Raw genomic sequence first — 26,938 nt, forward strand, 5'->3', positions numbered from 1 at the left:
TTAGCGCACCGTCAGCGGCCGCTTCCCAGGCGCTTGCGGGCCTGGCCGCGCAGCCGGCGGCGCTGGGAGGGGTCCAGCATCAGGTACGCCCCCACCGGCAGCGCGATGATCCCCAGCACGATGAGCGTCGCGACCAGCGGGCCCAAGAACTTCAGGACGAGGAACGTCACGGCGATCCCGCCGACGACGTACACGGCCTTCCCTGCCATCTGACACCTCCGAGACCCGGTACTTGGGCAACGGTCACGCACCGCCCGCGGTTCCGCCGCCGACCGCAGAACCACGATATGTCGCATTTTGTCCGGGAACGCGGGTCGCCTAGCCGCCGAGCATCCGCAGCACCTCGTCGTGCAACAGCCCGTTGGTGCACACCACGCTGCCGCCGTCCGGGCCCGGCGCCCCCGCCAGGTTGGTGAACCGGCCGCCCGCCTCCTCGACGATGACCTGCAGCGCCGCCAGGTCCCACAGCGACACCTCCGGCTCGGCGGAGACGTCCACCGTGCCCTCGGCCACCATCATGTGCGACCAGAAGTCCCCGAACGCCCGGGTCCGCCACACCGCCCGGGTCAGGTCCAGGAAGTTCTCCAGCCGCCCCCGCTCCTCCCAGCCGCTGAGGCTGGAGAACGACAGCGAGGCGTCCGACAGCGTGGCCACCGACGACACCTGCAGCCGGGCGGCCTGCGACAGGCTCCGGCCGCTCCACGCGCCGCCGCCGCGCGCCGCCCACCAGCGCCGGTTCAGCGCGGGGGCCGACACCAGCCCGACCACCACCTCCTCGTCCTCCATCAACGCGATGAGCGTCGCCCACACCGGGACGCCGCGCACGAAGTTCTTGGTGCCGTCGATGGGATCGATCACCCAGCGGCGCGCCCCGTGCCCGGTGCTGCCGTACTCCTCGCCCACCACCGCATCGCGCGGCCTGGCCCGTTTGAGGATGCCGCGCACCTGCTCCTCGACCGACCGGTCGGCGTCGCTGACCGGCGTCAGGTCCGGTTTGGTGTCGATGCGCAGATCGAGCGCACGGAACCGCTTGGTCGTGATGTCATCCGCCGCGTCCGCCAGCACATGGGCCAGACGCAGGTCATCGCTGTAGCCCGCCACGGCCGCCACGCTACCGCGATCACGCCGCGCACCGGCATACTTACCGCGCGCGTGACCGTACACTGACCTTTCCGCACCCGGACCCGGCGGTCGCGAGCGGCCCCGGCGCCCCGGGCCGGGCCGGCGGCAGGGGGCGCATGCCGCAGACGTTCCCGTCCGGTTTCCCGGCCGGCCTCCCGACCGGGCGGCGGAGCCGACCGGCCCTCGCCGCGCCCGGACCCCGGACGAGCCGGCCGACCGGCTGACGCCGCCGGCCGAGCACGCCGTCGACGCGTCCCGGCGGCCGCAGGGGGCTGCTCGGCGAGTCGAACGGCCCGTCCGACCGGCGACGCCGCATGAGCGGGGGAGAGAACGCCTCAAGGCCCGGGTGGGCGAGGCGCGGGAGGAGATCGCCGCCTTCGGCCGGGAACGGGTCGAGCGCATCGACGCCGTCTGCCTCCGGCGCGCCGCGCCGGAGGCCGGGCGTCGGCCGCCCGGCTGCGCGGGCGGGTCGGGCGGGTGGCCGAGAAGGCCGCGTTCAGCCAGGTCAGCGCCGAGATGACGCGATGCGCGCAGAGGAGCCGGCCCCGGGCCGTGCGCGGGCGCTGAAGGAGGCCGAGGAGCGCGCGACGGTCCTGCCGCGCGGGCCGTCGGCGCCCCGTCGGTGGGGATCCGCGGGTAACGGCCCGGCGTCAGGATTGCGGTGCTCTTGCCATACCGGGCCCGACCTGGTCTTCTCGGAAGCATCCATCCGCTTCGACGAGGAGGCGACGATGATGGAGGAAGCGCAGTACTTCGCGCCCGTCAGCCAGGACGAGCACGGTGAGGTCACCGTGGAACTGGCCAAAAGCCACCCTGGCTTCGCGGACCCCATCTATCGCAAGAGGCGTAACGAGATCGCCCGTCTGGCCCTGAACCACCGGCGCGGCGACCCCGTCCCGGTGGTCGAGTACACCCCCGAGGAGCACGAGGTCTGGCGCCTGGTCAGCCGAGAGCTGGCGGCCAAGCACCGCCGGTACGCGATCCGGGAGTTCCTGGACGCCAAGGAACGGCTGGCGCTGCCGGAGGACCGGGTCCCGCAGCTGCAGGAGGTCTCCGAACGCCTGGAGGCGCTGACCGGGTTCCGCTATCTTCCGGCCGCCGGGCTGGTCCCGCTGCGGGAGTTCTACGGGTCGCTGGCCGACTCCTACTTCCACTCCACCCAGTACATCCGCCACCACACCGTCCCCTTCTACACCCCCGAGCCGGACGTGATCCACGAGGTCATCGGGCACGCCAACACCCTGGCCTCGGACCGGCTCGCCGAGCTGTACCGGGCGGCGGGGCGCGCGGCGCGCCGGGTGGAGAGCGAGGAGGCGCTGGAGTTCGTCTCCAAGGTCTTCTGGTTCACCCTGGAGTTCGGGGTGATGACCGAGGGGGACGAGCTGAGGGCCTACGGAGCGGGGATCCTCTCCTCCTACGGGGAGATCGAGGAGTTCCGCAAGATGGACATCCGGCCGCTGGATCTGGCCGCCATGGGCACCACCGAGTACGACATCACCCAGTACCAGGTGGTGCTGTTCCGGGCCGAGTCCATGGACCACCTGGAGGACGTGGTCGGCACGTTCTGGGACGCCTGCGACGACGAGTCCATCGCCCGGCTCACCCGATCGACTGTGGGAAGCTGAACAGCCGCTCGGGGTCGTAGGCGCGTTTGACCCCGGCCAGCCGTGCATAGTTGGCGCCGTAGTACGCGCGCCGCCAGTCCCGCAGCTCGGGATCGGCGTAGTTGACGTACGCGGCGCCGCCGACGTGCGGCTCCATCGCGGCGTGCAGCCGACGCAGCCATCGCCGATCACCGGTGTCGGCGATGTACTGAACGGTGAACAGCCCTCGGCGGTGCGGGAAGGCGGTGTCCTCCGGACGCACCCGCCCGACTGCGCCGCCGAGCGCGTCCAGCAGCACGCTGCGGCCCGTCACCCGGTTGCCCTCGGTGAACGCGCCGACCAGCGTCTCGATCGCCGGGACGGGCAGCGGCCGGAGCGCCACATGCGACTTGGCGGTGTACTCGGTGCGCGGATACCGCCCGTCCGGACGGGTCCCCGGGAGGGTGCCCCTCCGGCGGCAGTCCTCACCCGAGCATCCGCCCATCTCCCGCATGGCCGTCAGGTAGGGCCTGCGGCGGACGACCCGCCGGGACGGGTCGGCGCGCACCGCGGCGGCCAGCCGCTCCAGCTGCGGGCCGGGGTCGTCGAACGACACCCCCGTCAACTCCAGGGTCGGCTCCGCGGCGGACGGCTCGGTGGCGAGCCGCAGGCTCGACCACAGCTCGTCGGGGGCGTTCGGCGCCCACGACTGCCAGGCGGCGATCACCCGGGCGGCGTGCCGCCACGGCCATCCCAGCGTGCACGTGAACACCTCCTCGGCCGGGTACGTCCGGAAGACGAACGAGGTCGCGACGCCGAAGTTGCCTCCGCCGCCGCCCCGGCACGCCCAGAACAGGTCGGGTTCGCGTCGCGCGTCGCACTCCAGGATCCGGCCGTCGGCGGTCACCACCTGGACGGCCTCCAACGCGTCGCAGGTCAGCCCGTACCGGCGGGCCGTCACCCCCAGCCCGCCGCCCAGCGCCAGCCCGGCGATCCCCACCGTCGGGCACGTCCCGGTCGGCACCGCCGCGCCGTCCTCGGCGAGCCGCTCCTGCAGGTCGATGAGCCTGAGCCCGGCGCCGACCACGGCGCGTCCGTCCTCGGTGCGCACGTCGTCCATCGCCGAGACGTCGATGACCAGCCCGGTCCCGGTGGACCAGCCCGCATAACCGTGCCCGCCGCACCGCACCGCGAGCGGCAGCCGCCGTCTGCGGGCGAACGCGATGCACTCCCGCACGTCCTCCGGCCCGGCGCAGTAGGCGATGCCCGCCGGGCGGATCCGGTCGAAACGCGGGATGTAGAGCCTGCGGGCCTCCTCATAGGCCTCGTCGCCGGGCCTGATCAGCCGTCCGGCCAGCCCTCTCTCCAGCGCCCGCCAGTCCGCGGGGCCGGTGGCGGCGGGCGGGGCGGTCGGAGCCGGCGTCGGGGCGGTCCCGGGAGGCGTGTCGCCGACGCAGCCCGTGACCAGGGCCGCGACCCCGGCGGCGAGGAACCCGCGTCGTCTCATGTCGGCGGCGATCCCCGGTCAGGAGGCTTGGAACGAGTTCAGGAACGTCTCGAAGTGCGGGACGCTCTCCGCCCACACCGACTGGAACGCGATCATCGTGATCATGTAGAACTCGCCGTTGAACCGGAACACCCGGACCCGCGCGTGACCCGCGGTGCCGTTCTCGGTGAAGGTGAACTCCACTTCGGCGGCCCGCTCGCCCAGATAGTCGATGCCCTCCCGGAACGCGATCTGCCGGTAGTCCCGGTACTTGTTCTTGAGACCCTCGGCGGCCGCGTTCAGATGCTGGGCGACGGTGCCGACTCCGTGGCCCAGCGGCATGACCGAGATGCCCCGCCGGCGGCCCTCGGTCATGTCGAGGAACGACCAGTCGCGCCCGTCCTGTTCCCGCCGCCAGTCCCGGGGCACCAGGGCGGTGAACGACCCCCCGTCGTGGCGCACGTAGCCGGCCGGGACGACGGCGGTCGTCCGGGCGTCGGCCGTGGCGGTGGGGGACGGCTCGGGGGTCGGGGAGGGGCCGGGGCCGGGGCCGTCGGTGAGGGCGACCGCGACGAACACGGCCGCCGAGGCCACCGCGACGATGATCGCCACCGCCGCCGCCAGGCGGGTCCACAGGAGCGCCGACGACCGGTGCCGCGGGACCGGGGCGGGTGCGGACGCTCCGGTCTGCACCGGCACGGTGGGGCCGGGCACGACGACGTGAGGGGGGCCGGGCGGGTGAGCGGGCGCGCCGACGCCGACGTCCCCGCCGCCCGTCCCGGGCGGCGTCCACGCCGCGGGCGGCGTCACCGGCTCCTGACGGGCGATCGCCTCGAGCAGCCGTTCGGCCTCCTCGGCCGTCATCCGGTGCTCCGGGTCCTTGCGCAGCAGCCCCTCCAGCACGGGCCGCAGCGGTCCGGCGTGCACCGGCGGGTCGTGCGGCGCGTCGGAGCCGATCGCGCCGATCAGCGACCACACGTCGGGGCGCCGGAACGGCGGACGGCCCTCCACCGCCGCGTACAGGGTGGCCCCCAGCGACCACAGGTCCGTCGGCGGCCCGACCCGCAGGCCGCGGGCCTGCTCCGGCGACAGGTAGGCGGGGGAGCCGATCAGCCCGCCGGTGCGGGTCAGCGTCTCCTCGCCGGCCACCACCGCGATCCCGAAGTCGGTGAGCACCGCCCGGTCCTCTTCCAGCAGCACGTTCGCGGGTTTGACGTCGCGGTGCACCACCCCGGCCGCATGCGCCGCCCGCAGCGCCCTCGCCAGCTGCCCGCCGATCGCCGCGGCCCGGTGCGGCGGCAGCGGACCCTCCTCGCGCAGCACCTTCTCCAGGGAGCGTCCCCGCACCAGCCGCATCACGATCCAGGGCCGGCCGTCCTCCTCCACGACGGTGTGCACGGTGACGATCCCCGGATGGTCCAGCCGCGCCGCCGCCTTGGCCTCCCGCTCCACCCGCGCGTGCAGCCGGGCGCGCTCGGCCTCCTCCAGCCCCTGCGGCAGCACGACCTCCTTGACCGCCACCTCGCGGTCCAGCCGCATGTCCCGGGCCCGCCAGACGGCGCCCATCCCGCCCTGTCCGATCCGCTCGAGCAGCTCGTACTGACCCGCGATCACCCGGCTCATGAACGTGACCTTACCGAGCGGGCGCCCCGCGGGCCGCGCCCGAGCGTCCGGACGCGAGGCCGGCTCCGGCCGCGGGCCGGGCCCGGCCCGGATCCGCTTCGCCTCGGCCCCCGATCCCCCGCCGGAAGGCGCCTCGCGGCGCGGCGGGCCGGCGATGTGGGCGCGGACCGCGCCGGCGGGGTCAGTCGGCGTCGGTGTCCGCGCGGTTGGCCAGGAGCCGGCGCATGGAGTCCAGCCGGCGCGGATCGGCGCGCCCCTCGGCCGCCCAGGCGTCCAGGGCGCAGTCGGGCCCCAGGTGGTCGCAGCCGCGCGGGCAGCGTTCCACGCCCTCCGCCAGCTCGGGGAAGGCGGCGACGACGTCCTCCGGCCGGACGTGGGCCAGGCCGAAGCTCCGCACCCCCGGGGTGTCGATGATCCAGCCGTCGTCCGGCAGCCGGAACGCGATCGCCGACGACGAGGTGTGCCGGCCTCGGCCGGTCGCCGCGCTGACCTCGCTGACCGCCCGCCGCGCCCCCGGCACCAACGCGTTCACCAGGGTGGACTTGCCGACGCCGGAGTGCCCGACCAGCACGCTGACCCGGTCGGCCAGATGCCCGCGCAGCTCCTCCAGCTCGGTGGCGTGCCGGGTCACCACGTACGGCACGCCCAGCCGCTCGTAGATCGCCAGCAGCGCGTCGGGGGGCGCCAGGTCCGCCTTGGTCAGGCACAGCAGCGGCCGCAGCCCGGCGTCGTGCGCCGCCACCAGGCAGCGGTCGATCATCCGGGGCCGGGGCGGCGGGTCGGCCAGCGCCGTCACGATCACCAGCTGGTCGGCGTTGGCGACGATGACCCGCTCCAACGGATCGGTGTCGTCGGCGGTGCGGCGCAGCACCGAGGAGCGAGGGTGCACCCGCACGATCCGGGCCAGCGTGTCGGGGTCACCGGACACGTCGCCGACCAGCGCCACCCGGTCGCCCACCACGACGCCCTTGCGGCCCAGCTCGCGGGCCCGCATCGCGGTGACCGTCCGATCGTCGACCAGGCACCGGTAGCGGCCCCGGTCGACCGCCGTCACGAAGCCGGTCACCGCGTTCTCGTGCGCGGGCCGACGGCGGGTGCGCGGGCGCGAGCCGCGGCGGCTCGGGCGCACCCGGACGTCGTCCTCGTCGAAGTCCCTCAGTCGTCGTGCCAGCGTCAAACCCCCAGCATGCGGCTCCAGCGTTCGGTGAAGTCGGGGAGCGTCTTGCCCACCGTGCCCACGTTCTCTATCCGCACCCCCTCGACCACCAGGCCCAGCACCGCGCCGGCCATCACCATCCGGTGGTCCTCATAGGTGCGCCACAACCCGCCGTGCAGCGGCCGCGGCCGGATCTCCAGCCCGTCCGGCAGCTGGCGGACGTCCCCGCCCAGCGCGTTGATCTCCCGGGCCAGGGCGGCCAGCCGGTCGGTCTCGTGCCCGCGCAGATGCGCGATCCCCCGCAGCCGGGAGGGGGTCCGCGCCAGCGCCGCCAGCGCCGCGATCACAGGGGTCAGCTCGCCCACGTCGTGCAGATCGGCGTCCAGGCCCTCCACCTCGCCGGAGCCCCGCACGGTCAGCCCCTCCGGGCCCAGCGACACCCGGCCGCCCATCGCGGCCAGCAGCTCGCGCAGCGCGTCGCCCGGCTGGGTGGTCTCGGCGGGCCATCCGGGCACGGTCACCCGCCCGCCGGTCACCAGCGCCGCCCCCAGGAACTGGGCCGCGTTCGACAGGTCCGGCTCGATCACCCGTTCCCCGCCGCGCAGCGCGCCGGGCGCCACCCGCCACACGTTCTCGCCGGTCTCCACGGTCGCGCCCGCCTCCCGCAGCATCTGCACCGTCATCTCCAGATGCGGTGCGGAGGGGACGGGCGGGCCCTCGTGCCGGGCCTCCACGCCCTTGGCGTACCGGGGGGCGGCCAGCAGCAGCCCCGACACCAGCTGGGAGGAGCCGGAGGCGTCGAGGGCGACCGCGCCGCCCGCCAGCCCTCCCCGGCCGTGCACGGTGAACGGCAGCGCGCCGCGTCCGCCGTCGTCGATCTCCGCCCCGAGGGTCCGCAGCGCCTCGATGATCGGCCGCATCGGCCGCTCCCGGGCCCGGGAATCGCCGTCGATCGTCACCGTGCCGTCCGTCAGCGCCGCCACCGGCGGCAGGAACCGCATCACCGTTCCGGCCAGCCCCACGTCCACCTGGACCGGGCCGTCCAACGGCCCGCGCCCGCCGGGGGCGACCAGCCAGTCCCCGCCGTCGTCGGCGACCGGCACGCCCAGCGCGCGCAGCGCCTGCGCCATCAGCAGGGTGTCGCGGCTGCGCAGCGGGCGCACGATGCGCACCGGCTCTTCGGCCAGCGCCGCCAGGATCAGCGCCCGGTTGGTCATCGACTTGGACCCGGGCAGTTCCACGGTGGCGTCGACCGGCCCGGCGGCCACCGGCGCGGCCCAGTTGGAGGAGGACATGCCGCTAGGTTAGCGAGCGGCGCTCCGCGGCCGGTCCGCGGCGCTCGCCGCCGAACGGCCCCTCCTCCCGCCGAGGGCCGCCCGGGCGCCGGCGGGGCCGGCGTCCCCGGCCGCCGCCGCTCCGCCCGTGCGGCCCCGGTCCCGATCAGGCTTCCGGCCGGCCCCGGTCAGCGCTTGACCGTGACCGGCGCCCTGCCCGAGGACTTGGCCAGGCGGCGCGCCTCGCGACGCGCCCGGCGCACCTGGCGGGCCGCCTCCCGGCGGGCCTGACGCATCTCGGCCTGCGCCTGCCGGCGCATCGCGCGGGTCTCCACGGCGGCCCTGGTGCGGGCGTCGTGCACCTGCCGCCGCAGCGCCGCCAGACGGCGGTGGCGGCGCGGCTCGGTGGCGAACATCAGCAACGCGGCCGCCAGCCCGCCCTTGAGCAGCAGCAGCGACCGTTCCGTCTCCCGGCGTTCGGGGTCGTCCTCGGTCCAGTACTGGTGCTCGGCCAGCACGGTCGGCAGCAGCGAGGCCGCCAGCAGCAGCGCCGACAGCCGGGGGAACTTGCCCAGCGCCAGCATCGTCCCGGCGCCCACGCCGATCGCCCCCTGCACCCGCACCAGCATCTCGGGGTCCTTGCCGGCGAGCCAGTCCACCCGGTCGGCGATCGGCTTGAGGGAGGGGGCCAGCTCCTCGGCGCGCGACCGAGGATCGCGCAGCCTCTCCATCCCGGACACGACGAAGGAAGCGGCCACCAACGGTCGGGCCATCGCTGTGATGGGTCGCATGCCGGCTCTATGCCCGCGCCGTGCGCGTTTATTTCACGCGTTCCTCGCACACGGCCGATTCGTCGAACGTCCCGCGGAGGGGAGAGCGGAGGGGGGATGTGTCACCGCTGAGGGGCACGATGGGCGCATGTGCGGGAGATACGCCTCGACGTGGGCGCGGCAAGAGCTGATCGAACAGTTCCAGGTGCGGCTGGACGCCGCCGGGGACGCCGTCCGGCCCGACTACAACATCGCGCCGACCAAGCAGGTCCCCGCGGTGCTCGCCAGGCCGACCGAGGAGTCCGCGGAGGAGGCCGTCCGGCAGCTGCGGGCGCTGCGGTGGGGGCTGGTGCCGTCCTGGGCCAAGGACGTCAAGATCGGCAATCGGCTGATCAACGCCCGGGCCGAGACGGTGCACGAGAAGCCCTCGTTCCGCCGGGCGTTCGCCAAACGGCGCTGCCTGCTGCCGGCCGACGGCTTCTATGAGTGGTACACGCCTCAGGCGGCGGAGGGACGCAGGCCCGTCAAGCAGCCGTTCTTCATCCGGCCGCGGGACGGCGCGGTGATGGCGATGGCCGGGCTGTACGAGCTGTGGCGCTCCCCCGACGACCCCGACGGCGAGTGGCTGTGGACCTGCACCGTGATCACCACCCAGGCCGCCGACGACGTGGGGCGGATCCACGACCGGATGCCGATGGTGGTGCGGCCCGAGCACTGGGACGCCTGGCTGGATCCGGGGCTGACCGCCGTCGAGGAGGTCAGGGCGCTGCTGACGCCCGCGATGAACGGGACCATGGAGGCCTATCCGGTCTCCAGGGCCGTCAACAACGTGCGGAACAACGGCCCGGACCTCATACGTCCGGTCACGGACGGGCACATGTCCGGCGACCGGCCCGAGACCGGCACCCTGTTCTGACGGGCCGCCGCGGCGGGGGTCACCGGCAGGGGGCGCGGACGGCGCTGGCCACCAGGTGGACGCCCACCGATTCGTCGTCGACCGAGGCGGCCAGCTCGGTGCGCACCAGGCGGCCGAGCGCGCGCTCGTCGGCGGTCAGCACGTGCTCCACCGTGGACGGCGACAGCACGGTGCGCGGCCGGATCCACTCCACCTCGAACCCGGCCTCGGTGAGCAGCTCGCGCAGCTGCTCGGACCAGAAGCACCGGGTGATCGTGCCGTCGGGCCAGGGCACCAGCACCACCTCGGCGCGCGGCACGTCCGACAGGTGCGCCCAATGGTTCTGCTCGGCCAGGATCGCCATCCCGAGCATCAGCGAGTCCACGCTCAGCAGCATCCGCCCGCCCGGCCGCAGCACCCGGGCCAGCTCCGCCACGGTGGCCTCGGCGGCCAGGTGCCGCGACAGCACCCGGTCCTCGGCGATCACCGCGTCCACGCAGGCGTCGGCCAGGAACTCCAGCGAGGAGGGGTCTCCGATCACCCGGTGCACCGCGCCGGGGCGCGGGCCGGGACCGCGGCCCGCGCTCCGCGGCCGGCCCGGAGCCGCGGCCCTCGGCCCGGCCCTGTCGGGCCCGGGAGCCGCCGGCAGCACCTCGATCACGGTGTGGCCGGCCGCAGCGGCCCGGGCGGCGGTCGGCGTCCGCCCGCCGGAGACGTCCAGCACCCGGGCCCTCCGTTCGGGCAGCCAGCGCCGCAGCTGGGCCGCCGCCACGGCGCGGTAGAAGGTCCAATACGGCCCCAGGTCCTCGCTCGGGCCCGGATCGTCGCGCAGGCTGCTGATCGAGCGTTCGGGGGGCGTGGCCGGCGGCGGCACGGTTGCTCCTGTTCTCGCCATGTACGTGACTTGTTCCCTCCCGGATGCTCGGCCTCACCCCGAGGCGAGACTGTGAGGAAACGGACAGTCGGGTCGAAGTCCGGGCGTCGTCCCGGCGAGACGGGAGGTCGGGGAATCCTACGGCAGGGCGACGCGTTGCACACGCCTGTAGGCAGCTGCGACCGCGCACCGCCGGCCGGCGGTCCGGCCGCTTCACCCGGGAAGATTGGACATCGATGGCGTCGACGCTCACGACCGTTGCCGACCCGCCGGGGGGCGCTGTCGTGCCGCACCGGTCCCGCCCTATATCTTCGAAGACCTACGGTGGCGATCGTGTCGCCGGCATCGAGGGGGTGGGTCAGGTCCCGGGCACTACGGAGACCGTGGAGCAGCGCCGGGAGCGTTTCCAGCGCGATGTGCTCCCGTTCTTGGACCAGCTTTACTCGGCGGCGTTGCGGATGACCCGCAACCCCGCCGATGCGGAGGACCTCGTCCAGGAGACCTTCGCCAAGGCGTTCGCGTCCTTCCACCAGTTCAAGGAAGGCACCAATCTCAAGGCCTGGCTGTACCGCATCCTGACGAACACCTTCATCAACAACTACCGCAAGCGGCAGCGCCAGCCGCAGCAGTCGGCGGCCGAGGAGATCGAGGACTGGCAGCTGGCCAGGGCCGAGTCGCACACCTCCACCGGGCTGAAGTCGGCCGAGGCCGAGGCCCTGGAGCACCTGCCGGACTCCGACGTCAAGGCGGCGCTGCAGGAGCTGCCCGAGGAGTTCCGCATCGCGGTCTACCTCGCCGACGTGGAGGGGTTCGCCTACAAGGAGATCGCGGACATCATGGGCACCCCGATCGGCACCGTCATGTCCCGGCTGCACCGCGGACGGCGGCAGCTCCGAGCGATGCTGGAGGACTACGCCCGCGAACGCGGTCTGACCCGCGCCGGGGAGGGACCGTGAGCAGGGCACGGGCGTGCCGGGGCGCGCGCAGTGCGGCGAGCCTTCGGCATGACGAGGTGAGTGAGCGATGAGCTGCGGAAGACCCCATGAGACGCCCTGCACCGAGGTGCTCGCCCAGGTCTACACCTACCTGGACGGGGAGCTGGACGAGCACGGCTGCGCCCAGATCCGCAAGCACCTCGACGAATGCGGCCCCTGCCTGCGCGAGTACGGCCTGGAGGAGGCGGTCAAGAAGCTGGTGAGCAAGTCCTGCGGGTGCGAGCCGGTGCCCGGGGACCTGCGCGCCAAGGTGCTGGACCGCATCGAGCGGCTGTGCGCGGAGGCGGGCGGACCGCAGGCGCCCGCCGAGGCGGTGGACGCCGTGACGGACACCGAGTCCGCCTGAGCGGCCCGCGCCCGGGAGGCCCGCCCGGGGGCGCTATCGTGCTCGAGTGCTCGTTCTCGTCACCGGCGCGGCCGGCTTCATCGGATCTCACCTGGTCGATCGGCTGCTGGCCGACGGCCATGAGGTGATCGGCGTCGACGACCTGTCCTCGGGACGCAACGTCCCGGCCGACACCGACTTCCACCGGCTGGACGTGTGCGACCCGGCGCTGGTCGAGCTGGCCGCCCGCCGCCGCCCCGAAGTGGTCTGCCATCTGGCCGCTCAGGTCAGCGTGCGCTCCAGCGTGGCCGACCCGCGCCACGACGCGCGGATCAACGTGCTGGGGACGGTGAACGCGCTGGAGGCGGCCCACGCCGCCGGGGCCCGCAAAGTGGTCTTCGCCTCCAGCTGCGCCGTCTACGGGACGCCGGACGCGCTGCCGGTCCCGCCGGACGCCGAGCCGCGTCCCGCCTCGCCCTACGCCGCCTCCAAGCTGGCCGGCGAGGTGTACCTGCAGACCTACCGGGCCCTGCACGGGCTGGACTTCACCACCCTGGTGCTGGCCAACGTCTACGGCCCCCGCCAGGCCCCCGAAGGGGAGGCCGGAGTGGTGTCGATCTTCGTCGACGGCCTGCTGCGCGGCACCCCCACCAGGGTGTACGGCGACGGCGGCAACACCCGCGACTACGTCTACGTGCTCGACGTGGCGGAGGCGTTCGCCCTGGCCTGCGGGGAGCGCGGGGGCGGGCGCCGATTGAACGTGGGCACCGGGGTGCAGACCACCGACCGGGAGCTGCACGCCCTGGTCGCCGAGGCGGTGGGCGCCCCGGACCGGCCCGAGACCGCCCCGGCCCGGCTCGGCGACCTGCGGGCCATGGCGGTCGATCCCGCCCTCACCGCGCAGGTGCTGGGCTGGCGTCCGCGCACTCCGCTGCGCGAGGGGCTGAAGGCGACGGTGGAGTGGGCGCGCGGCCGGTGACCGCGGGGCGGGATCGCCTGTGGTGACGAATGGCTCACGCCTTGCTCACGATTTGGCCGTTGTCCCTGTGACGCGGGTCGCTCCCGTCTACGCTTGACCGCGTTGGCGGCGGGCGCCTCCCGGCCGGCAGAGGCGGCGGGGGCCGGACACGTCGGAACGCACGGGGCGGGCGTCGCGGCGAGGCCGCAGGGACGCCGCGGGGCGAGAGCGCCCGGTCCCGCCTTCGCGGGGGAGGTCCCGCTCGGCGTCCGGCACGGGCCACCGGCCGAGGTGTGGGCCGCCCGCCCGGTCGTCGACTCCCGAGGGGGGCGGCAATGCGGGGACTACCTCCCGCTGCCTGGGCTTATGTGAGCGTGGTGGTGGCGCTGGCCGCGGTCGCCATCGGCACCGCGCCGCTGGCGGACCTGGACCTGCAGGCGCTGGCCGTGCTGGCGGCGCTGTTTTTGATCTGCGACTCGGCGCCGGCCAAGCTGAACGTCGAGCGCGCCCGCGTCTCGCTCGGCTACGCCGCCGGCCTGGCCTCGGTGGTGTGGCTGGGGGCGGGCGGCGCGGCCCTGGTCGGGGCCAGTGCGGTCATCACCGGGCAGCGGTTCTTCGCGCCGGTCAAGCGGCTGTTCAACGGCGCCCAGTTCGCGCTGAGCGGATACGCGGCCGGGATGGTGTTCGCGGCGCTCGGCGGCGACCGGTATCCGCCCGGCCATGAGCGGTGGGTGGAGCACGTGATCGGGCCGTTCCTGGGCGCCCTGGTCACCTTCGTCACCGTCAACCTGCTGCTGACGGCCGGGATCCTGCTGCTCAGCCGGCAGGCCACCGGTCAGGAGCTGCTGCACGAGAGCGGCGAGCTGGCGGTGGGCTGCCTGGGCTACGGCATGTTCGGGCTGCTGATCGCCGGGCTGTGGGGGGCGGTCGGGCCGTTCTCGGCGGTGCTGGTGCTGCTGCCGCTGTTCGTCGCCCGATGGGCGCTGGCCCAGACGCACGCCCAGCAGCAGGCGCACGCCGCCACGCTGGCGGCGCTGTGCCAGGCGGTGGAGACCAAGGACTACTACACCCGCGGGCACAGCGAACGGGTCTCCCGCGGCTCGGTGATGATCGCCCAGGAGATCGGCATGCGCCCGGACCGGGTCGAGGCCATCCGCTACGCCGGGATGCTGCACGACGTCGGCAAGCTCGGCGTGCCCACCAAGGTGCTGCAGAAGGACGGCCCGCTGACCGAGGAGGAGTACGCCGCGATCCAGCTGCACCCGATGCGCGGGCTGGAGATCGTCCGTGAGATCGGGTTCCTGGACGAGGCGCTGGCCGGGATCATGCACCACCACGAGAAGATGAACGGCCGCGGCTACCCGATGGGACTGGCCGGGGACGAGATCCCCGAGTTCGCCCGGGTGATCTCGGTGGCCGACGCGTTCGACTCGATGACCTCCACCCGCTCCTACCGGGCCGCCCGCAGCAAGGAGGAGGCCATCGAGGAGCTGCGCCGGGGCGCCGGGGAGCACTTCGACCCGGTGATGGTGGAGGCGTTCCTGCGGGCCCTGGAGCGGCACGGCTGGGAGCCGCCGGAGCCGGTGGTGCCGCCGGAGGACGACGTGGTGGAGACCACCCGGCAGGACCACGACGACCCCAGCACGCCGATCAAGATCGCGAAGTCATGAGCGCCGCCGCATCGATCCGTCCCCGCCGCTGGTCCCTCCGACCGCGGCCCGGCACCGGCCGCGTCGTCATGGTCGCCGGCACCGGGCTGCTGGCGGCCGGGTCGGTGGCCGCCGTGGCCGTGCAGGGGCTGGTGCAGCCGCAGGTGGCGGTGCTGTTCGGCCTGCTGGTGGTGCTCGGCGAGCTGTTCCGGATGGTGATGCCGGGCAACCGGGAGGTCGCCCCGGTCGCCAGCGCCGGGGCCCTCGGCTACGCCCTGCTCACCACCATCGGCCCCGGCGAGCCCGCCGGGCATTCGGCGTTGCAGGTCGTCGCGGTCGCCGCCACCGGGATGTGCGTGGGCTCGCTGCCGCACGTCGCGGTGGGCCGGACGCCCCGCCCGGACGCGATGGCCCGCCGGCTGCTGACCATCGCGCTCGTGGCGCTGTGCTTCCGGCCGCTGGCCGCGCTCGAGTTGGACTGGGCGCCCACGCTGTGCCTGATGGTCGTCGTCGTGGCGGCCTCCTGCTTCGCCGAGGTCTGCATCGCCGCCGCGATCCGCGCCGAGTCGGTGCGCGCCCGGTTCGGGATCGCGGTGCGCGACGAGATCCGCGCCAAGATGGCGCTGTGCATGGCCACCGCGGCGACCGCCATGCTGATCGCGGTGGCCACCGCGGTGATGGGCAACGCCGCGCTGCTGGTGTTCACCGCCCCGATCCTGGTCACCCAGTTCGCGTTCCGCCGCTACGCCGGGATCCGCGCCACCTACCTGCAGACCGTCCGCGCCCTGTCGCGGGTCACCGAGGTCGGCGGGTACGTGGAGGCCGGCCACTCCCGCCGGGTGTCCCGGCTGGCCGTGGCGATGGGCCTGGAGCTGGGGATGTCGGAGGAGGAGCTGCTGGAGCTGGAGTACGCGGCCCTCATGCACGACATCGGGCAGCTGTCGCTGGGCGACCCGATCCCCGGCGGCGCGACCGTGCTGGCCTCCCCGAACGAGCAGCGCCGCATCGCCGAGCTGGGCGCGGCGGTGATCAAGGAGACCGGCGTGCTGGACCGGGTCGCCTACATCGTCCGCCGCCAGGCCGACCCCTATCGCGCCGCCGTGCCCGCCGGGTCGTCGGGCGGCGACGACGGAGGGGAGGCCGCCCCGCTTCCCCCGCCGCCGCTGGCCAGCCGCATCATCAAGGTCGCCAACGCCTACGACGACCTGGTCGGGGAGTCCACCGACCGGGACCGCAGCGCCGCGGTGCTGGAGCGGCTCCGCCTGGACTCCGCGGTCGAATACGACCCGACCGTGGTGGAGGCGCTGGCCCGGGTGGTCGAGCGGCGTCCCCGCTGACCCTCCGGCGAGGGCGGAAAGCGCCGCACCGTCCAAAGCACCCCCGCTCAGATTTGTCGCCGTCGCGACCGGCCGCGGGACGGCCTCCCGGCTATCGTCACCGGGGTCGGATGCGAGAGGGGGAGCGGTGTTCGAGTCCGTCCTGGTGGCCAACCGCGGCGAGATCGCCAGCCGGGTCATCCGCACCGTCCGTGCGATGGGGCTCAAGGCGATCGCCGTGTACTCCGAGGCCGACGCCGACCTGCCGTTCGTGGCCGAGGCCGACGAGGCCGTGCTCCTCGGCCCGCCGCAGCCCGCCCAGAGCTACCTGGACATCGACCGGGTGCTGGAGGCCGCCCGCCGCACCAACGCGCAGGCGATCCACCCCGGCTATGGGTTCCTGGCGGAGAACGCCGAGTTCGCCGAGCGGGTGATCGCGCAGGGGCTGGCGTGGATCGGCCCGCCGCCGCTGGCCATCGCGCGGATGGGCGACAAGATCAACGCCCGCAACCTGATGATCGAGGCGGGCGTGCCGGTGTCCGCGGGGGTGTGGGAGCCGGTGCCGGACGTCGCCACCGCCGTCGCCGAGGCGGAGCGGATCGGCTACCCGGTGATGGTCAAGGCCGCCGGCGGGGGAGGCGGCATCGGAATGGGCGCCGCCCGCGACGAGGCCGAGCTGGTGAAGATGTACCAGACCGCCCGCACCCGCGCCGAGCGCTTCTTCGGCAACCCCGACATCCTGCTGGAGCGGTACGTCGAGCGGGCCCGGCACGTCGAGGTGCAGATCCTCGGGCTGGCCGACGGCACCGTCCTGGCCCTGGGCGAGCGCGACTGCTCGGTGCAGCGCCGGCACCAGAAGATCGTCGAGGAGACCCCCTCGCCGGGCGTGTCGCCCGAGCTGCGCGCCCGGATGCTGGCCGCCGCGGTCCGCGCCGGGGAGGCGGTCGGCTACCGCGGCGCCGGGACGGTGGAGTTCTTGCTCGACTCGGCCGCGCAGGACTTCGTGTTCCTGGAGATGAACACCCGGCTGCAGGTCGAGCATCCGATCACCGAGCTGGTCACCGGGATCGACCTGGTCGAGCAGCAGCTGCTGATCGCGGCCGGGGAGCCGCCCTCGTTCACCTCCACCGAGCCGCGCGGGCACGCGGTCGAGTTCCGGGTGTACGCCGAGGACCCGCAGCGCTTCCTGCCCAACCCGGGGGAGATCAAGATCTGGGAGGAGCCGGTCGGCGAGGGCGTGCGGATCGACGCCGGATACGCCGAGGGCAACACGGTGACCCCCTTCTACGACCCGCTGCTGGCCAAGCTGTGCGTGCACGGCACCGACCGGCCGGCCGCGCTGCGCCGCGCCGGGCAGGCGGTGGCGGCGTTCCGGATCGAGGGCCTGAAGACCAACCTGCCGTTCTTCACCGAACTGCTCGGCGATGAGGAGTTCGTCGCCGGAACCTACGACACCGGACTGGTGGACCGGATGCGCCGCCGCTGAGCGGCCCGGCCGGCCGGACCGCGGACATGACCTCGTGACGTGACGGAAAGGAGCCCAGGTGGCGGAAGTGCGCGCGGAGATGGTCGCTAACGTGTGGAAGGTGGTCGTCTCCGAGGGCGATCAGGTGGCCGAGGGCGACGAGCTGGTCGTCCTGGAGTCGATGAAGATGGAGATCCCCGTGGTGGCCGACGCCGACGGCACGGTCACCGCGCTCAAGGTGGCCGAGGGCGACGTCGTCCAGGAAGGCGACCTGATCGCCGTCATCGAGTAGCCGTGAAGGGGCCGGGCCGTGGAGACCTACTGTGACCGGTGCGGGAAGCCGTCGGCCGACGGCGGGCACGAGGCGTGCCGCCGGGCGCGCGCGCTGGAGCCGCCGCGCTATTGCGTCCGGTGCGCGCGGCGCATGGTCGTGCAGGTGACGCCGATGGGCTGGACCGCCCGCTGCGTCGAGCACGGCGCTCTCACCTCCGCCTGACCCGTTCGCCCGGCGTCCGCGGCCCCCTGAGGGGCGGATCCGGCGTTCCCCGCGGGCGTCTACCCCGGCACCGGCTCGGTGACGTCGGCGCAGCCGTGCTCGCCCGGCAGCAGCGGCCGCCAGCGGACCGCATGGACGCGGCCCTCGACGGACCACGCGGTCCATCCCTCGGCGCGCTCGGCGACCCGCAGGGCGCGTTCGACATCCGGCCCCTCGAGCACGACGCACGGTCGCTCCCGCCCTTCGGGCGGCGGCGCGAACGGCCAGGCCCTGGGGCTCTCCGAGGCGCCGCTCCGCGGAATGAACAGCGCCGCCAGCCGTTCGATGCGATAGGGCCGCGCAGGCGCGGCCAGGTCCTGTACGGGCCAGCGCCGGGGGTCCAGCCGCCGGTCGGCGAAGCGGACGGCCGGGTCGTCGTCACCGGGATGCTCGATCCTGGTCACCGCCGATCCGAACCTGACGGTCAGCGTGAACGCGTCGGCCACATCCTCGCGGCGCACTCTGCGGGGCCTGGCGAGCCCGGCGGCGAAGGCGTCCTCGATCAGCCGCCGCAGCGCCTGCGGGGTGAGCCGATATTCCCGAAGCTCGGGCAGCCGCCCGCGGGACGACGGGTCGGTGCGGGCGACGACCGCCCGGCCGTCCCCGTACACCGACAGGTCCGGCACCGAGCCGTACCCGCCGATCCCCCCGACGCCCCCGGAGAGGTGCCGCCGCAACACCAGCGTGTTCGGCGCCAGGGAGGTGGGGAGCGGATCCGGTGCGTTCGGCGACCGGGCGCAGCCCGTCACCATCGTGCAGACCGCCAGCATTGCCACCGCACCGCCGCCCGCTGTGCTCCATCTCGCGCGCATACGTGTGGGCGTTCCGTTCTCGGGGACGGGGTCTGTAGACCGCAACGGTACAAATCTCCCCGCCGAACGCTGTGGGATTCGGCGAAAGCCCTGGTCGCGGCGCGACGCTAACCTGCCGGTCGTGAGCGTTCTCATGGTGACCGGCACGTGCACCGGCGTCGGCAAGACCGTCGTCACCGCCGCGCTGGCCACGCTGGCCCGGGCGCGCGGATCCTCGGTGGCGGTGGTCAAGCCCGGCCAGACCGGCGTGGCCCCGGGGGAGCCCGGCGACCTGGCCGAGGTGGCGCGTCTGGCCGGGGTGGACGACCTGCACGAGTTCGCCCGCTTTCCCGACCCGCTGTCGCCCGCCGCGGCCGCTCGTCGGGCGGGCCTGCCGCCACTGCGGCTCGCCGACGTCGCCGGGCAGATCAGCAAGCTGGCCGAGAGCCGTTCGCTGGTCCTGGTGGAGGGCGCCGGAGGGCTGCTGGTCCGCTACGACTCCGAGGGCACCACCCTCGCCGACCTGGCCCGCTGGCTGAACGCCGCGGTCGTCGTGGTGACCCGGCCCGACCTGGGGACCCTCAACCACACGGCGTTGACCCTGGAGGCCATGGCGCATCGCGGGGTGCAGCTGGCCGGAGTGGTGATCGGGGCGTGGCCGGCCGAGCCGGACCTGGCCATGCGCAGCAACATCACCGACCTGGAGACCATCGCCGCCCGCCCTCTCGCCGGAGCGCTGCCGGCCGGCGCCGGCGCGCTGGACCCGCCGGAGTTCCTGCTGACGGCGCGGGCGGGGCTGGCCCCGGCGCTGGGCGGCGCCTTCGACGCCGCTACGTTCCGAAACACCTACGCCCTCGACTGAAGGAGACGTTTGTGACCGACATCCTCGAGGTGGCCCGCCGCCAGGTGCTGGAGGAGGGCAAGGGGCTGACCGCCGAGCAGGCGTACGAGTGCCTGACCCTGCCCGACGAGCGACTGGAGGACCTGCTGGCCCTGGCCCACGAGGTGCGGATGCGCTGGTGCGGCCCGGAGGTCGAGGTCGAGGGCATCGTGTCGCTGAAGACCGGCGGCTGCCCGGAGGACTGCCACTTCTGCTCCCAGTCCGGCCGGTTCGAGTCCCCGGTGCGCTCGGTGTGGCTGAACATCCCCGAGCTGGTGGAGGCCGCCAAGGAGACCGCCAAGACCGGCGCCACCGAGTTCTGCATCGTGGCGGCCGTGCGCGGCCCGGACCGGCGGCTGATGGACCAGGTCCGCGAGGGCATCAAGGCGATCAACGAGGCCGTCGAGATCAACATCGCCTGCTCGCTCGGCATGCTCACCCGGGAGCAGGTCGACGAGCTGGTGGCGATGGGCGTGCACCGCTACAACCACAACCTGGAGACCGCCCGTTCGCACTTCCCCAACGTGGTCACCACCCACACCTGGGAGGAGCGCTGGGAGACCTGCCTCATGGTCAAGGAGGCGGGCATGGAGCTGTGCTGCGGCGGGATCATCGGCATGGGCGAGACCGTCGAGCAGCGCGCCGAGTTCGCCGGGCAGCTCGCCGAGCTGGAGCCCGACGAGGTCCCGCTCAACTTCCTGGCCCCCCGCCCCGGCACCCCGTTCGAGCACTACGGTCTGGTCGAGGGCGGTGAGGCGCTCAAGACCATCGGCGCGTTCCGGCTCGCGCTGCCGCGCACCATCCTGCGCTACGCCGGCGGGCGGGAACTCACCCTCGGCGACCTGGGCACCCGCTCGGGCATGCTGGGCGGCATCAACGCCATCATCGTCGGCAACTACCTCACCACCCTGGGCCGCCCGGCCGAGCAGGACCTGCAGCTGCTCAGCGAGCTGCGGATGCCCATCAAGGCCCTGTCCAAGACGCTGTGACGAGGAGGGCGACGACGTCGTGACGGACGCGGGGCCGCCGGCGCGCCGGCGGCCCCGCGCCGGTCTCGCGTCGGTCCTGTGCCGGTCTCGCGTCGCTCTCGTGTCGGTCGTCCGGCCGGGCGTTCAGTCGCGGCGGCGCAGCCGAGTGATGAACTTGTAGCGGTCGCCGCGGTACAGGGACTGGGCCCACTCCACGGGCCGTCCCTCGCTGTCGAAGGCGTGCCGGGACAGCAGCAGCATGGGCAGGCCGACATCGACGCCGAGGAGCTGGGCGTCGTGGGGGGTGGCCAGGACGGTCTCGATGACCTCCTCGGCCTCGGCCAGATGGACGTCGTAGGCGGTGCTCAGCGTCTCGTACAGGGAACGGTGCCGGGGCAGCTCACGGCGCAGGCCGGGGAAGCGGCGGGCGGGCAGGTGCGAGGTGTCGACCGACATGGGCTCGCCGTCGGCCAGCCGGAGCCGGTGGATGCGCAGCACCCGGCCGCCGGGGCGGATGCCCAGCAGCCGCGCCAGCCGCTCGTCGGCGCTGACGTAGCCGATGTCCAGGATCTTGGTCTCCGGATGCAGCCCGTGGTGCCGCATCTCCTCGGTGTAGCTGGTGAGCTGGAGCTCCTGGGCGACCTTGGGCTTGGCCACGAAGGTGCCCTTGCCCTGGATCCGCTGCAGCCGGCCCTCCACCACCAGCTCGGCCAGCGCCTGCCGCACGGTGGTGCGGGAGGTCTCGTACTTCTCGGCCAGGGTGCGCTCCGGCGGCAGCGGACTCCCCGGCGGCAGCGACTGGATCAGCTCGACCAGCAGCTCTTTGAGCTTGTAGTACTTGGGGATGCGGGGCCCCGGGTACCCCGGATCGCCCAACGGGGCCCGTTCTGTGCCCATGCGTGCCCTCCGCTCACCTTCGGCGCGCTCGGTGGCGCCGGCCTCGTTCATCGCGAGTTCACCGCCCGCCCCCGGTGCGCGCCGATGCGCCGCGCGCGCCCTCCTCGAGGAGACCGGCGCCGCGCGCCTGCGGCTCGAACCCGCCCGTTCCCGCACGGGGGACGGACGGTTCTGCGCGCAGGGCGGCACACACGGGCCACACTCCGTCGCTGTCTTCTCGGGTTCACCGTCAGTTGGACCCGATGTTACGCATGAAGATTACGGCCCCGTCTCCGCCCGCACCTTCTGGAGCGCCCTCTCCAGGACTGTGAGTTCCGCCTCTGTGAGGGACGCCCGGGCGGTGAGCCGCAGGCAGGCGCGGCCCGGCGGCACCGAGGGCGGGCGGAAGCAGCCGACCCGCGCCCCGTGCTCGAAGCAGATGTCGGCGGCCCGCACCGCGGCGTGCGGGTCGCCCAGCACCACCGGCACCACCGCGGCGTCGGGGCGGCCGGGGGAGGTCTGCAGGCCGAGGCCGGCCGCCATGTCGCGGATGCGGGCGGCCCGGCGGCGGGCGCGGGCGGGCAGCTCGGGCTCGTCGGCCAGCACGTCGAGCGCGGCCAGCGCGGCCCCGGCCGCCGCGGGCGCCAGCCCGGTGTCGAAGATGAACGACCGGCCCACGTCGATCAGCGTCTCGATCACCTCGGGGGCGCCGAGCACCGCGCCGCCCTGCGAGGCCAGCGACTTGGACAGGGTGAGGGTGAGCACCACGTCGGGCTCGCCGGTCAGCCCGGCGGCGTGCGCCGCGCCCCGGCCGTGCTCGCCGACCACGCCGAGCGCATGCGCCTCGTCGATCACCAGCAGCGCCCCGTGCCGGCGGGCCGCCGCGTGCAGCTCGCGCAGCGGGGCCAGGTCGCCGTCCACGGAGAAGACCGCGTCGGTGACCACCAGCGCGTGCTCCTCCTCGCGGGAGGCCAGCGCCTCCTCCACCGCCGCCACGTCCCGGTGCGGCGAGACCACCACCCTGGACCGGGACAGCCGGCAGGCGTCCACGATCGAGGCGTGGTTGACCCGGTCGGACACCACCAGCGTGTCGGGCCCGGCCAGGGCCGTCACCGCCCCCAGGTTGGCCAGGAAGCCCGAGGAGAACACCAGGGCGGCGGGCATGCCGGTGAACGCGGCCAGCCGGCGGTCCAGCTCCTCGTGCAGCTCGGTGGTGCCGGTGACCAGCCGGGAACCGGTCGAGCCGGTGCCCCACTCGCGGGCCGCCCGCACCGCCCCCTCCACCAGCCGGGGATCCCGGGACAGCCCGAGGTAGTCGTTGGACGCCAGATCGATCAGACCGTCGAAGTCCGGCCCGCGCGGGCGCAGCCGGCGGCGCAGTCCGGCCTCCTCGCGCCGCAGGGCCGCCCGGCGCAGCCGCGCCAGTGGATCGCTCACCCGTTCTCCTCTCGCCCGGAGGTCGCATTCTGCCAGCCCCGGTGGCCTGGGATGATGGTCGGGTGCCGACGCTGAGCGACCTCATGCGGACCCGGACGGATCTGCAGCCCGCCGATGTGGAGTGGCTGCATGCGCTGGTCTCGGACTGGCAGCTGCTGGCCGATCTGTCGTTCGCCGACCTGGTGCTGTGGGTGCCCGAACGCGGCGCCGTCCCCGGCGGGGACGTCCCCGGCTGGATCTGCCTGGCCCAGATGCGTCCCACCACCGGCCCCACCGCCTATCCGGAGGACCTGGTCGGCACGGTGGCGCGCAGCGGCCGCCGCGGGCTGATCGACGTGGCCTGGCGGGAGCAGCGCATCGTCCGGGAGGGCGATCCGGAGTGGGGGAGCGGCATCCCGGTCCGGGAGGAGTCCATCCCGGTCCGCCGCGAGGGCAAGATCCTCGGCGTCATCCAGCGCAGCACCAACCTCAGCTCGGCCCGCACCCCGAGCCGGCTGGAGCTGACCTACCTGCAGAGCGCCAGCGACCTGGCCCAGATGATCGCCGAGGGACGGTTCCCGATCATCGACGCCGAACCCAACCTGGTGCGCTCCCCCCGGGTCGGGGACGGGCTGCTGCGGCTGGACAAGGCCGGCCGGGTCACCTACGCCAGCCCGAACGCCCAGTCCGCCTACCGCCGTCTCGGCTTGGCCGCCGACCTGGTCGGCGAGCATCTCGGCGAGGTCACCCAAGGGCTGGTGGACACCAGCGAGCCGGTGGAGGAGTCGCTGATCCGGGTGCTCGGCGGGACCGCCGCCCGGGAGGTCGAGGTGGAGGCCCAGGGCTCCGTCGTGCAGCTGCGCACCATCCCGCTGATCGTCTCCGGCTCCCGGATCGGCGCGATCGTGCTGGTCCGCGACGTCACCGAGCTGCGCTGGCGGGACCGCGAGCTGATGACCAAGGACGCCACCATCCGGGAGATCCACCACCGGGTCAAGAACAACCTGCAGACCGTCGCCGCCCTGCTCCGCCTGCAGGCCCGCCGGCTGCAGGTGCCCGAGGGCCGCGCCGCGCTCGACGAGGCGGTCCGCCGGGTCGGCTCCATCGCCATCGTGCACGAGACCCTCTCCCACACCCCCGATGAGCTGATCGACTTCGACGACATCACCGATCGGGTGATGACCATGGCCGGCGAGGTCTCCGCCCCGGAGACCCGGGTCGTCCCCAAGCGCGTCGGGACCTTCGGGGTGCTGCCCGCCCAGATCGCCACCCCGTTGGCGATGGTCCTCACCGAGCTGCTGCAGAACGCCCTTCAGCACGGTCTGGGCGACCGGCACGGCGAGTTGGAGGTCCGCGCCGCCCGCATCCCCGGCGACCCTCCGCATCTGCAGGTCGTCGTCGCCGACAGCGGCGTGGGCCTGCCCCCCGGCTTCGACGCCGAGCGCACCGACAGCCTGGGCCTGCAGATCGTCCGCACCCTCATCGTCGGCGAGCTCGGCGGCCGCCTGGCCTTCGCCGCCCGCCCCGGGGGCGGCACCGAGGTCACCATCGACATCCCCCTGACCCACGCCCCTCCCCGTCCTCGGTGACGGCTCGGTCGCGGACTCGGCCCCACCCGCCGGGGATATGCGGATTTATCCCCATGTATAAGAAAGTGCAGAAAAAGGCAAAGTCCCTTTCCCGGGAAGGAAGGCCTCGGCGTCCTGTCGCCGGGGGACCGGTGCGGGAAAGGGACTCGTGACCGCCGGGGCGCGCCCGTTCGGCTTTGTTCGGGGAGGCGCTCACGACCGCCCGCTCTTCAGGGGCCGTCCGCTCTTCAAGATCGCAAACGGCGGAGCGGGAAGAGACGCATGTCACTCGGCGACGTGGACGGGCGAATACGGGGTGCTCCCGCCGCCGCGCCCGGGCGCGACAATGACGCTCAGAAGACGCTCAGAAAGCGCGGGCCGGCGCTCCGGAGGCGCGGCCGAGGGCACGGGCGCGGCGGCGCTTGAGGGCGCGGCGCTCATCCTCGCTCATTCCGCCCCATACGCCGGCCTCCTGTCCCGACTCCAGGGCCCAGCGCAGGCACGCCTCGGTGACCTCGCAGCGACGGCAGACCTGCTTGGCCTCTTCGATCTGCAGCAGCGCCGGCCCGGTGTTCCCGATCGGGAAGAACAGCTCGGGGTCCACGTCACGGCAGGCGGCGAGGTGGCGCCAGTCCATGCGGTCCACTCCTTCGTCAGTGTGGAGGCGACTCCACTTGTGAACTGATTCACATGTCGCGACGGCCCGGGCCACGATTGATGGTCCCGGGGGAGGTGTTTGCGGCGCTCCGGCTCATCGATGAGGCCGTTTGAGCAGGCCTGATGTCGGGTGCGCCCTTTGAGCGTGTCAGGGGGGCGCAGGTCGCGCAAGACCTTGGAGAAACGTTTCTCAAAGTATGGGCTGTCGTGTGTGTCACACCTGTGGGTCAAGGGTGTGACTTTCCTGTTAACGCCCGGAACTCGGCCCGCCCTCAGACGACGACGCGTATCGCCCTGGGCACGGAGCGGAACTGCACCTCGGTGCGCTCGCCCAAGTAGTCGCCGTCCATCTGGAATGCGATCGGCCGGTCGGCGCGGAGCGTGAACCGGCTCGCGTCGTGCACGTTCACCACGTGCCGGCCGCGCACCGGCCGGCCGCCCGGCAGCAGCATCTGGGCCGCGGCGGCGAGCACCGGACCGACCGCCAGCGAACGCATGGCGAACACGTCCAGCCCGGTCGAGAAATGCGCGCGGGGGGCGGGGTTCACCGGATGGCGGCCGAGGAAGGTCCACGGCGCGGTGTTGACCACGAAGGACAGGAACAGCCCCTTCTCCGGGGGATGCCCGGGCCGCTCCAGGGTGAGCGCCGGATGCGCCCGGTCGGTGCGGGTGAAGAACTCCCGCAGCGCCACCCGCAGATACAGGGTGGGGTCGGGGCGGCGCCCGGCGCCGCGCCGCCGCTCCACCACCCGGATCACCTCCGCGTCGAACCCCAGGCCCGCGCAGAAGGTGAAATAGCGGTCGTCCGCCATGCCCAGTCCCACCCGGCGATGCCGGCCCGCCCGCAGCGCCTCCAGCACCAGCCGGGTGGCTCCGATCGGCTCGGCGGGCATGCCCAGCGCCCGGGCGAACACGTTGGTGCTGCCGATCGGCAGCACCGCCAGCGCCGGCGCCTTGGGGGAGGGCCCGTCCGCCAGCAGCCCGTTGACGGCCTCGTTCACGGTGCCGTCGCCGCCCAAGGCGATCACCACGTCGTACCCGCCGGCGGCGGCCTCCCGGGCCAGATCCGTCGCGTGGCCGCGGTGGGCGGTCTCGGCGAACTCCAGGTCCAGATCCCCGGAGAAGGCGCGGACGAGCAGGTCGCGGACTCGGCGGGAGGTTGACGTCGCCTTGGGGTTGGCGATGAGCATGGCGCGCACGGCGCAAGGCTACCCAGTGCCGATGCCCCCGCCCGATCCGGTGACCGGGGAGAATGCGTTGACCGGACGGCGGTAGGGTTACCGCTTGTGTCCGAACGTCGCCCCCTGACCGTGACCGCCGCCGCGGCGCTGGAGGCCGCCGAAGGCGTCACCGCGCTCGGTTTCGGCGCCTTCGTGGCCTGGGAGACCGTGGTGGGCGAGCCGCTGGACCCGGCGACCGCCTGGGCGGTGACCGGGATGGCCCTGCTCGGCGGCTTCTGCATGCTGGCGGTCGCTCGCGGGCTGCTGAAGGCCGAACGCTGGAGCAGGGCGCCCGCGGTGCTCACCCAGCTGTTCGCGCTGCCGGTGGGCTGGTCGCTGCTGCAGAGCGACCAGCTCGTCTACGGCGTACCGCTGCTGACGGCGGCGGTGCTGGCGCTGGTGCTGGTCCTCAGCGGCCCCACCACCCGCTTCATCCTGGCGTCCGAGCACGACGACGAGCCGGAGGCCGGGACCGGGGCCGCCGGCCGGGACGGCCCGCAGACCCGGTCCTAGGGCCCGGCCGGGTCCGGTCCGGG

At 73.9% G+C, this 26,938-nt stretch carries 27 protein-coding genes; 14 read left to right on the plus strand and 13 right to left on the minus strand.

The features are described from left to right. Nucleotides 1-11: 11 nt before the first annotated feature. Nucleotides 12-209 (minus strand): hypothetical protein, encoded by a 198-nt coding sequence (locus EIO00_RS02440; protein WP_140175235.1) that lies wholly within the window; start codon nt 207-209, stop codon nt 12-14. Nucleotides 210-318: 109 nt separating this feature from the next. After that, complete coding sequence (hisN, locus tag EIO00_RS02445) at nt 319-1,101, minus strand: histidinol-phosphatase (RefSeq protein WP_140175236.1); 783 nt, start codon at nt 1,099-1,101, stop codon at nt 319-321. A 752-nt stretch (nt 1,102-1,853) separates the two neighbouring features. Between hisN and EIO00_RS02450 the strand changes: the two genes are divergently transcribed. Continuing rightward, a complete protein-coding gene (locus tag EIO00_RS02450) occupies nt 1,854-2,747 on the plus strand; it encodes a phenylalanine 4-monooxygenase (RefSeq protein WP_140175237.1) in 894 nt (297 codons plus the stop codon). Here EIO00_RS02450 and EIO00_RS02455 read toward each other — a convergent pair. The 5 genes from EIO00_RS02455 to EIO00_RS02475 all read right to left on the minus strand — a co-directional run bounded on the left by EIO00_RS02455 (nt 2,722) and on the right by EIO00_RS02475 (nt 9,035). Then, nucleotides 2,722-4,212 (minus strand): FAD-binding oxidoreductase, encoded by a 1,491-nt coding sequence (locus tag EIO00_RS02455; protein WP_140175238.1) that lies wholly within the window; start codon nt 4,210-4,212, stop codon nt 2,722-2,724. The genes EIO00_RS02450 and EIO00_RS02455 overlap by 26 nt on opposite strands. Before the next feature lie 18 nt (nt 4,213-4,230). After that, on the minus strand, nt 4,231-5,814 hold the full coding sequence (locus EIO00_RS02460; RefSeq protein ID WP_140175239.1) for a serine/threonine-protein kinase: 1,584 nt from the start codon (nt 5,812-5,814) through the stop codon (nt 4,231-4,233). 181 nt (nt 5,815-5,995) lie between these two features. Continuing rightward, entirely contained in the window at nt 5,996-6,991 is a 996-nt protein-coding gene (gene rsgA, locus EIO00_RS02465) for a ribosome small subunit-dependent GTPase A (protein ID WP_422100020.1), read from the minus strand. Further along, complete coding sequence (gene aroA, locus EIO00_RS02470) at nt 6,988-8,265, minus strand: 3-phosphoshikimate 1-carboxyvinyltransferase (protein ID WP_140175240.1); 1,278 nt, start codon at nt 8,263-8,265, stop codon at nt 6,988-6,990. The genes rsgA and aroA overlap by 4 nt, the downstream gene beginning before the upstream one ends. A 167-nt stretch (nt 8,266-8,432) precedes the next feature. Continuing rightward, nucleotides 8,433-9,035, minus strand: a complete 603-nt coding sequence (locus EIO00_RS02475; RefSeq protein ID WP_140175241.1) for a DoxX family membrane protein — start codon at nt 9,033-9,035, stop codon at nt 8,433-8,435. Nucleotides 9,036-9,162: 127 nt separating this feature from the next. Between EIO00_RS02475 and EIO00_RS02480 the strand changes: the two genes are divergently transcribed. Continuing rightward, nucleotides 9,163-9,930: an SOS response-associated peptidase gene (locus EIO00_RS02480; RefSeq protein WP_140175242.1), complete on the plus strand. Its 768-nt coding sequence runs from the start codon at nt 9,163-9,165 to the stop codon at nt 9,928-9,930. A gap of 19 nt (nt 9,931-9,949) precedes the next feature. On the opposite strand, the gene EIO00_RS02485 is transcribed toward EIO00_RS02480, so the two are convergent. Next, entirely contained in the window at nt 9,950-10,804 is an 855-nt protein-coding gene (locus EIO00_RS02485; RefSeq protein WP_140175243.1) for a class I SAM-dependent methyltransferase, read from the minus strand. A gap of 332 nt (nt 10,805-11,136) precedes the next feature. Here EIO00_RS02485 and EIO00_RS02490 point away from each other — a divergent pair, with 332 nt between their 5' ends. The 8 genes from EIO00_RS02490 to bsaP all read left to right on the plus strand — a co-directional run bounded on the left by EIO00_RS02490 (nt 11,137) and on the right by bsaP (nt 17,987). Continuing rightward, complete coding sequence (locus EIO00_RS02490; protein WP_206664013.1) at nt 11,137-11,739, plus strand: sigma-70 family RNA polymerase sigma factor; 603 nt, start codon at nt 11,137-11,139, stop codon at nt 11,737-11,739. 67 nt (nt 11,740-11,806) lie between these two features. Next, complete coding sequence (rsrA, locus tag EIO00_RS02495; RefSeq protein WP_140175245.1) at nt 11,807-12,124, plus strand: mycothiol system anti-sigma-R factor; 318 nt, start codon at nt 11,807-11,809, stop codon at nt 12,122-12,124. A gap of 46 nt (nt 12,125-12,170) precedes the next feature. Continuing rightward, nucleotides 12,171-13,082: an NAD-dependent epimerase/dehydratase family protein gene (locus tag EIO00_RS02500; protein ID WP_140175246.1), complete on the plus strand. Its 912-nt coding sequence runs from the start codon at nt 12,171-12,173 to the stop codon at nt 13,080-13,082. Nucleotides 13,083-13,396: 314 nt separating this feature from the next. Further along, complete coding sequence (locus EIO00_RS02505) at nt 13,397-14,731, plus strand: HD-GYP domain-containing protein (protein WP_140175247.1); 1,335 nt, start codon at nt 13,397-13,399, stop codon at nt 14,729-14,731. After that, nucleotides 14,728-16,047 (plus strand): HD-GYP domain-containing protein, encoded by a 1,320-nt coding sequence (locus EIO00_RS02510; RefSeq protein WP_140175248.1) that lies wholly within the window; start codon nt 14,728-14,730, stop codon nt 16,045-16,047. Before EIO00_RS02505 ends, EIO00_RS02510 begins: the two co-directional genes overlap by 4 nt. 127 nt (nt 16,048-16,174) lie before the next feature. Further along, nucleotides 16,175-17,512: an acetyl-CoA carboxylase biotin carboxylase subunit gene (locus EIO00_RS02515; protein ID WP_140175249.1), complete on the plus strand. Its 1,338-nt coding sequence runs from the start codon at nt 16,175-16,177 to the stop codon at nt 17,510-17,512. A 58-nt stretch (nt 17,513-17,570) separates the two neighbouring features. Next, on the plus strand, nt 17,571-17,783 hold the full coding sequence (locus tag EIO00_RS02520) for a biotin/lipoyl-binding carrier protein (protein ID WP_140175250.1): 213 nt from the start codon (nt 17,571-17,573) through the stop codon (nt 17,781-17,783). 18 nt (nt 17,784-17,801) lie between these two features. After that, nucleotides 17,802-17,987 carry a biotin synthase auxiliary protein BsaP gene (bsaP, locus tag EIO00_RS02525; protein ID WP_140175251.1) on the plus strand — a complete coding sequence of 62 codons (186 nt, stop codon included), beginning with the start codon at nt 17,802-17,804 and terminating at the stop codon, nt 17,985-17,987. Between the two features lie 59 nt (nt 17,988-18,046). Here bsaP and EIO00_RS02530 read toward each other — a convergent pair whose 3' ends face one another. Beyond that, nucleotides 18,047-18,802, minus strand: a complete 756-nt coding sequence (locus EIO00_RS02530) for a hypothetical protein (RefSeq protein WP_140175252.1) — start codon at nt 18,800-18,802, stop codon at nt 18,047-18,049. A gap of 157 nt (nt 18,803-18,959) precedes the next feature. Here EIO00_RS02530 and bioD point away from each other — a divergent pair, with 157 nt between their 5' ends. Further along, a complete protein-coding gene (gene bioD / locus EIO00_RS02535; protein WP_175596100.1) occupies nt 18,960-19,679 on the plus strand; it encodes a dethiobiotin synthase in 720 nt (239 codons plus the stop codon). A gap of 11 nt (nt 19,680-19,690) precedes the next feature. Next, nucleotides 19,691-20,686: a biotin synthase BioB gene (bioB, locus tag EIO00_RS02540; RefSeq protein WP_140175253.1), complete on the plus strand. Its 996-nt coding sequence runs from the start codon at nt 19,691-19,693 to the stop codon at nt 20,684-20,686. A gap of 123 nt (nt 20,687-20,809) precedes the next feature. Here bioB and EIO00_RS02545 read toward each other — a convergent pair whose 3' ends face one another. Together EIO00_RS02545 and EIO00_RS02550 are read right to left on the minus strand one after the other, a co-directional pair. Beyond that, nucleotides 20,810-21,562: a GntR family transcriptional regulator gene (locus EIO00_RS02545; RefSeq protein WP_140175254.1), complete on the minus strand. Its 753-nt coding sequence runs from the start codon at nt 21,560-21,562 to the stop codon at nt 20,810-20,812. Nucleotides 21,563-21,820: 258 nt separating this feature from the next. Next, complete coding sequence (locus EIO00_RS02550; protein ID WP_140175255.1) at nt 21,821-22,978, minus strand: 8-amino-7-oxononanoate synthase; 1,158 nt, start codon at nt 22,976-22,978, stop codon at nt 21,821-21,823. Between the two features lie 62 nt (nt 22,979-23,040). Here EIO00_RS02550 and EIO00_RS02555 point away from each other — a divergent pair, with 62 nt between their 5' ends. Next, nucleotides 23,041-24,546 carry a sensor histidine kinase gene (locus EIO00_RS02555; RefSeq protein ID WP_140175256.1) on the plus strand — a complete coding sequence of 502 codons (1,506 nt, stop codon included), beginning with the start codon at nt 23,041-23,043 and terminating at the stop codon, nt 24,544-24,546. Between the two features lie 343 nt (nt 24,547-24,889). Here EIO00_RS02555 and EIO00_RS02560 read toward each other — a convergent pair whose 3' ends face one another. Both EIO00_RS02560 and EIO00_RS02565 read right to left on the minus strand, forming a co-directional pair. Next, complete coding sequence (locus EIO00_RS02560) at nt 24,890-25,162, minus strand: WhiB family transcriptional regulator (RefSeq protein WP_140175257.1); 273 nt, start codon at nt 25,160-25,162, stop codon at nt 24,890-24,892. 292 nt (nt 25,163-25,454) lie between these two features. Continuing rightward, the gene (locus EIO00_RS02565; protein ID WP_140175258.1) at nt 25,455-26,381 is read right to left on the minus strand and encodes a diacylglycerol/lipid kinase family protein; all 927 of its coding nucleotides are present in this window, start codon (nt 26,379-26,381) and stop codon (nt 25,455-25,457) included. 87 nt (nt 26,382-26,468) lie between these two features. Between EIO00_RS02565 and EIO00_RS02570 the strand changes: the two genes are divergently transcribed. Continuing rightward, complete coding sequence (locus EIO00_RS02570) at nt 26,469-26,915, plus strand: hypothetical protein (protein ID WP_140175259.1); 447 nt, start codon at nt 26,469-26,471, stop codon at nt 26,913-26,915. Nucleotides 26,916-26,938 lie beyond the last annotated feature (23 nt).

It is taken from the genome of Thermomonospora catenispora (genome assembly GCF_006363815.1).
Classification (GTDB): Bacteria; Actinomycetota; Actinomycetes; order Streptosporangiales; family Streptosporangiaceae; genus Thermomonospora; species Thermomonospora catenispora.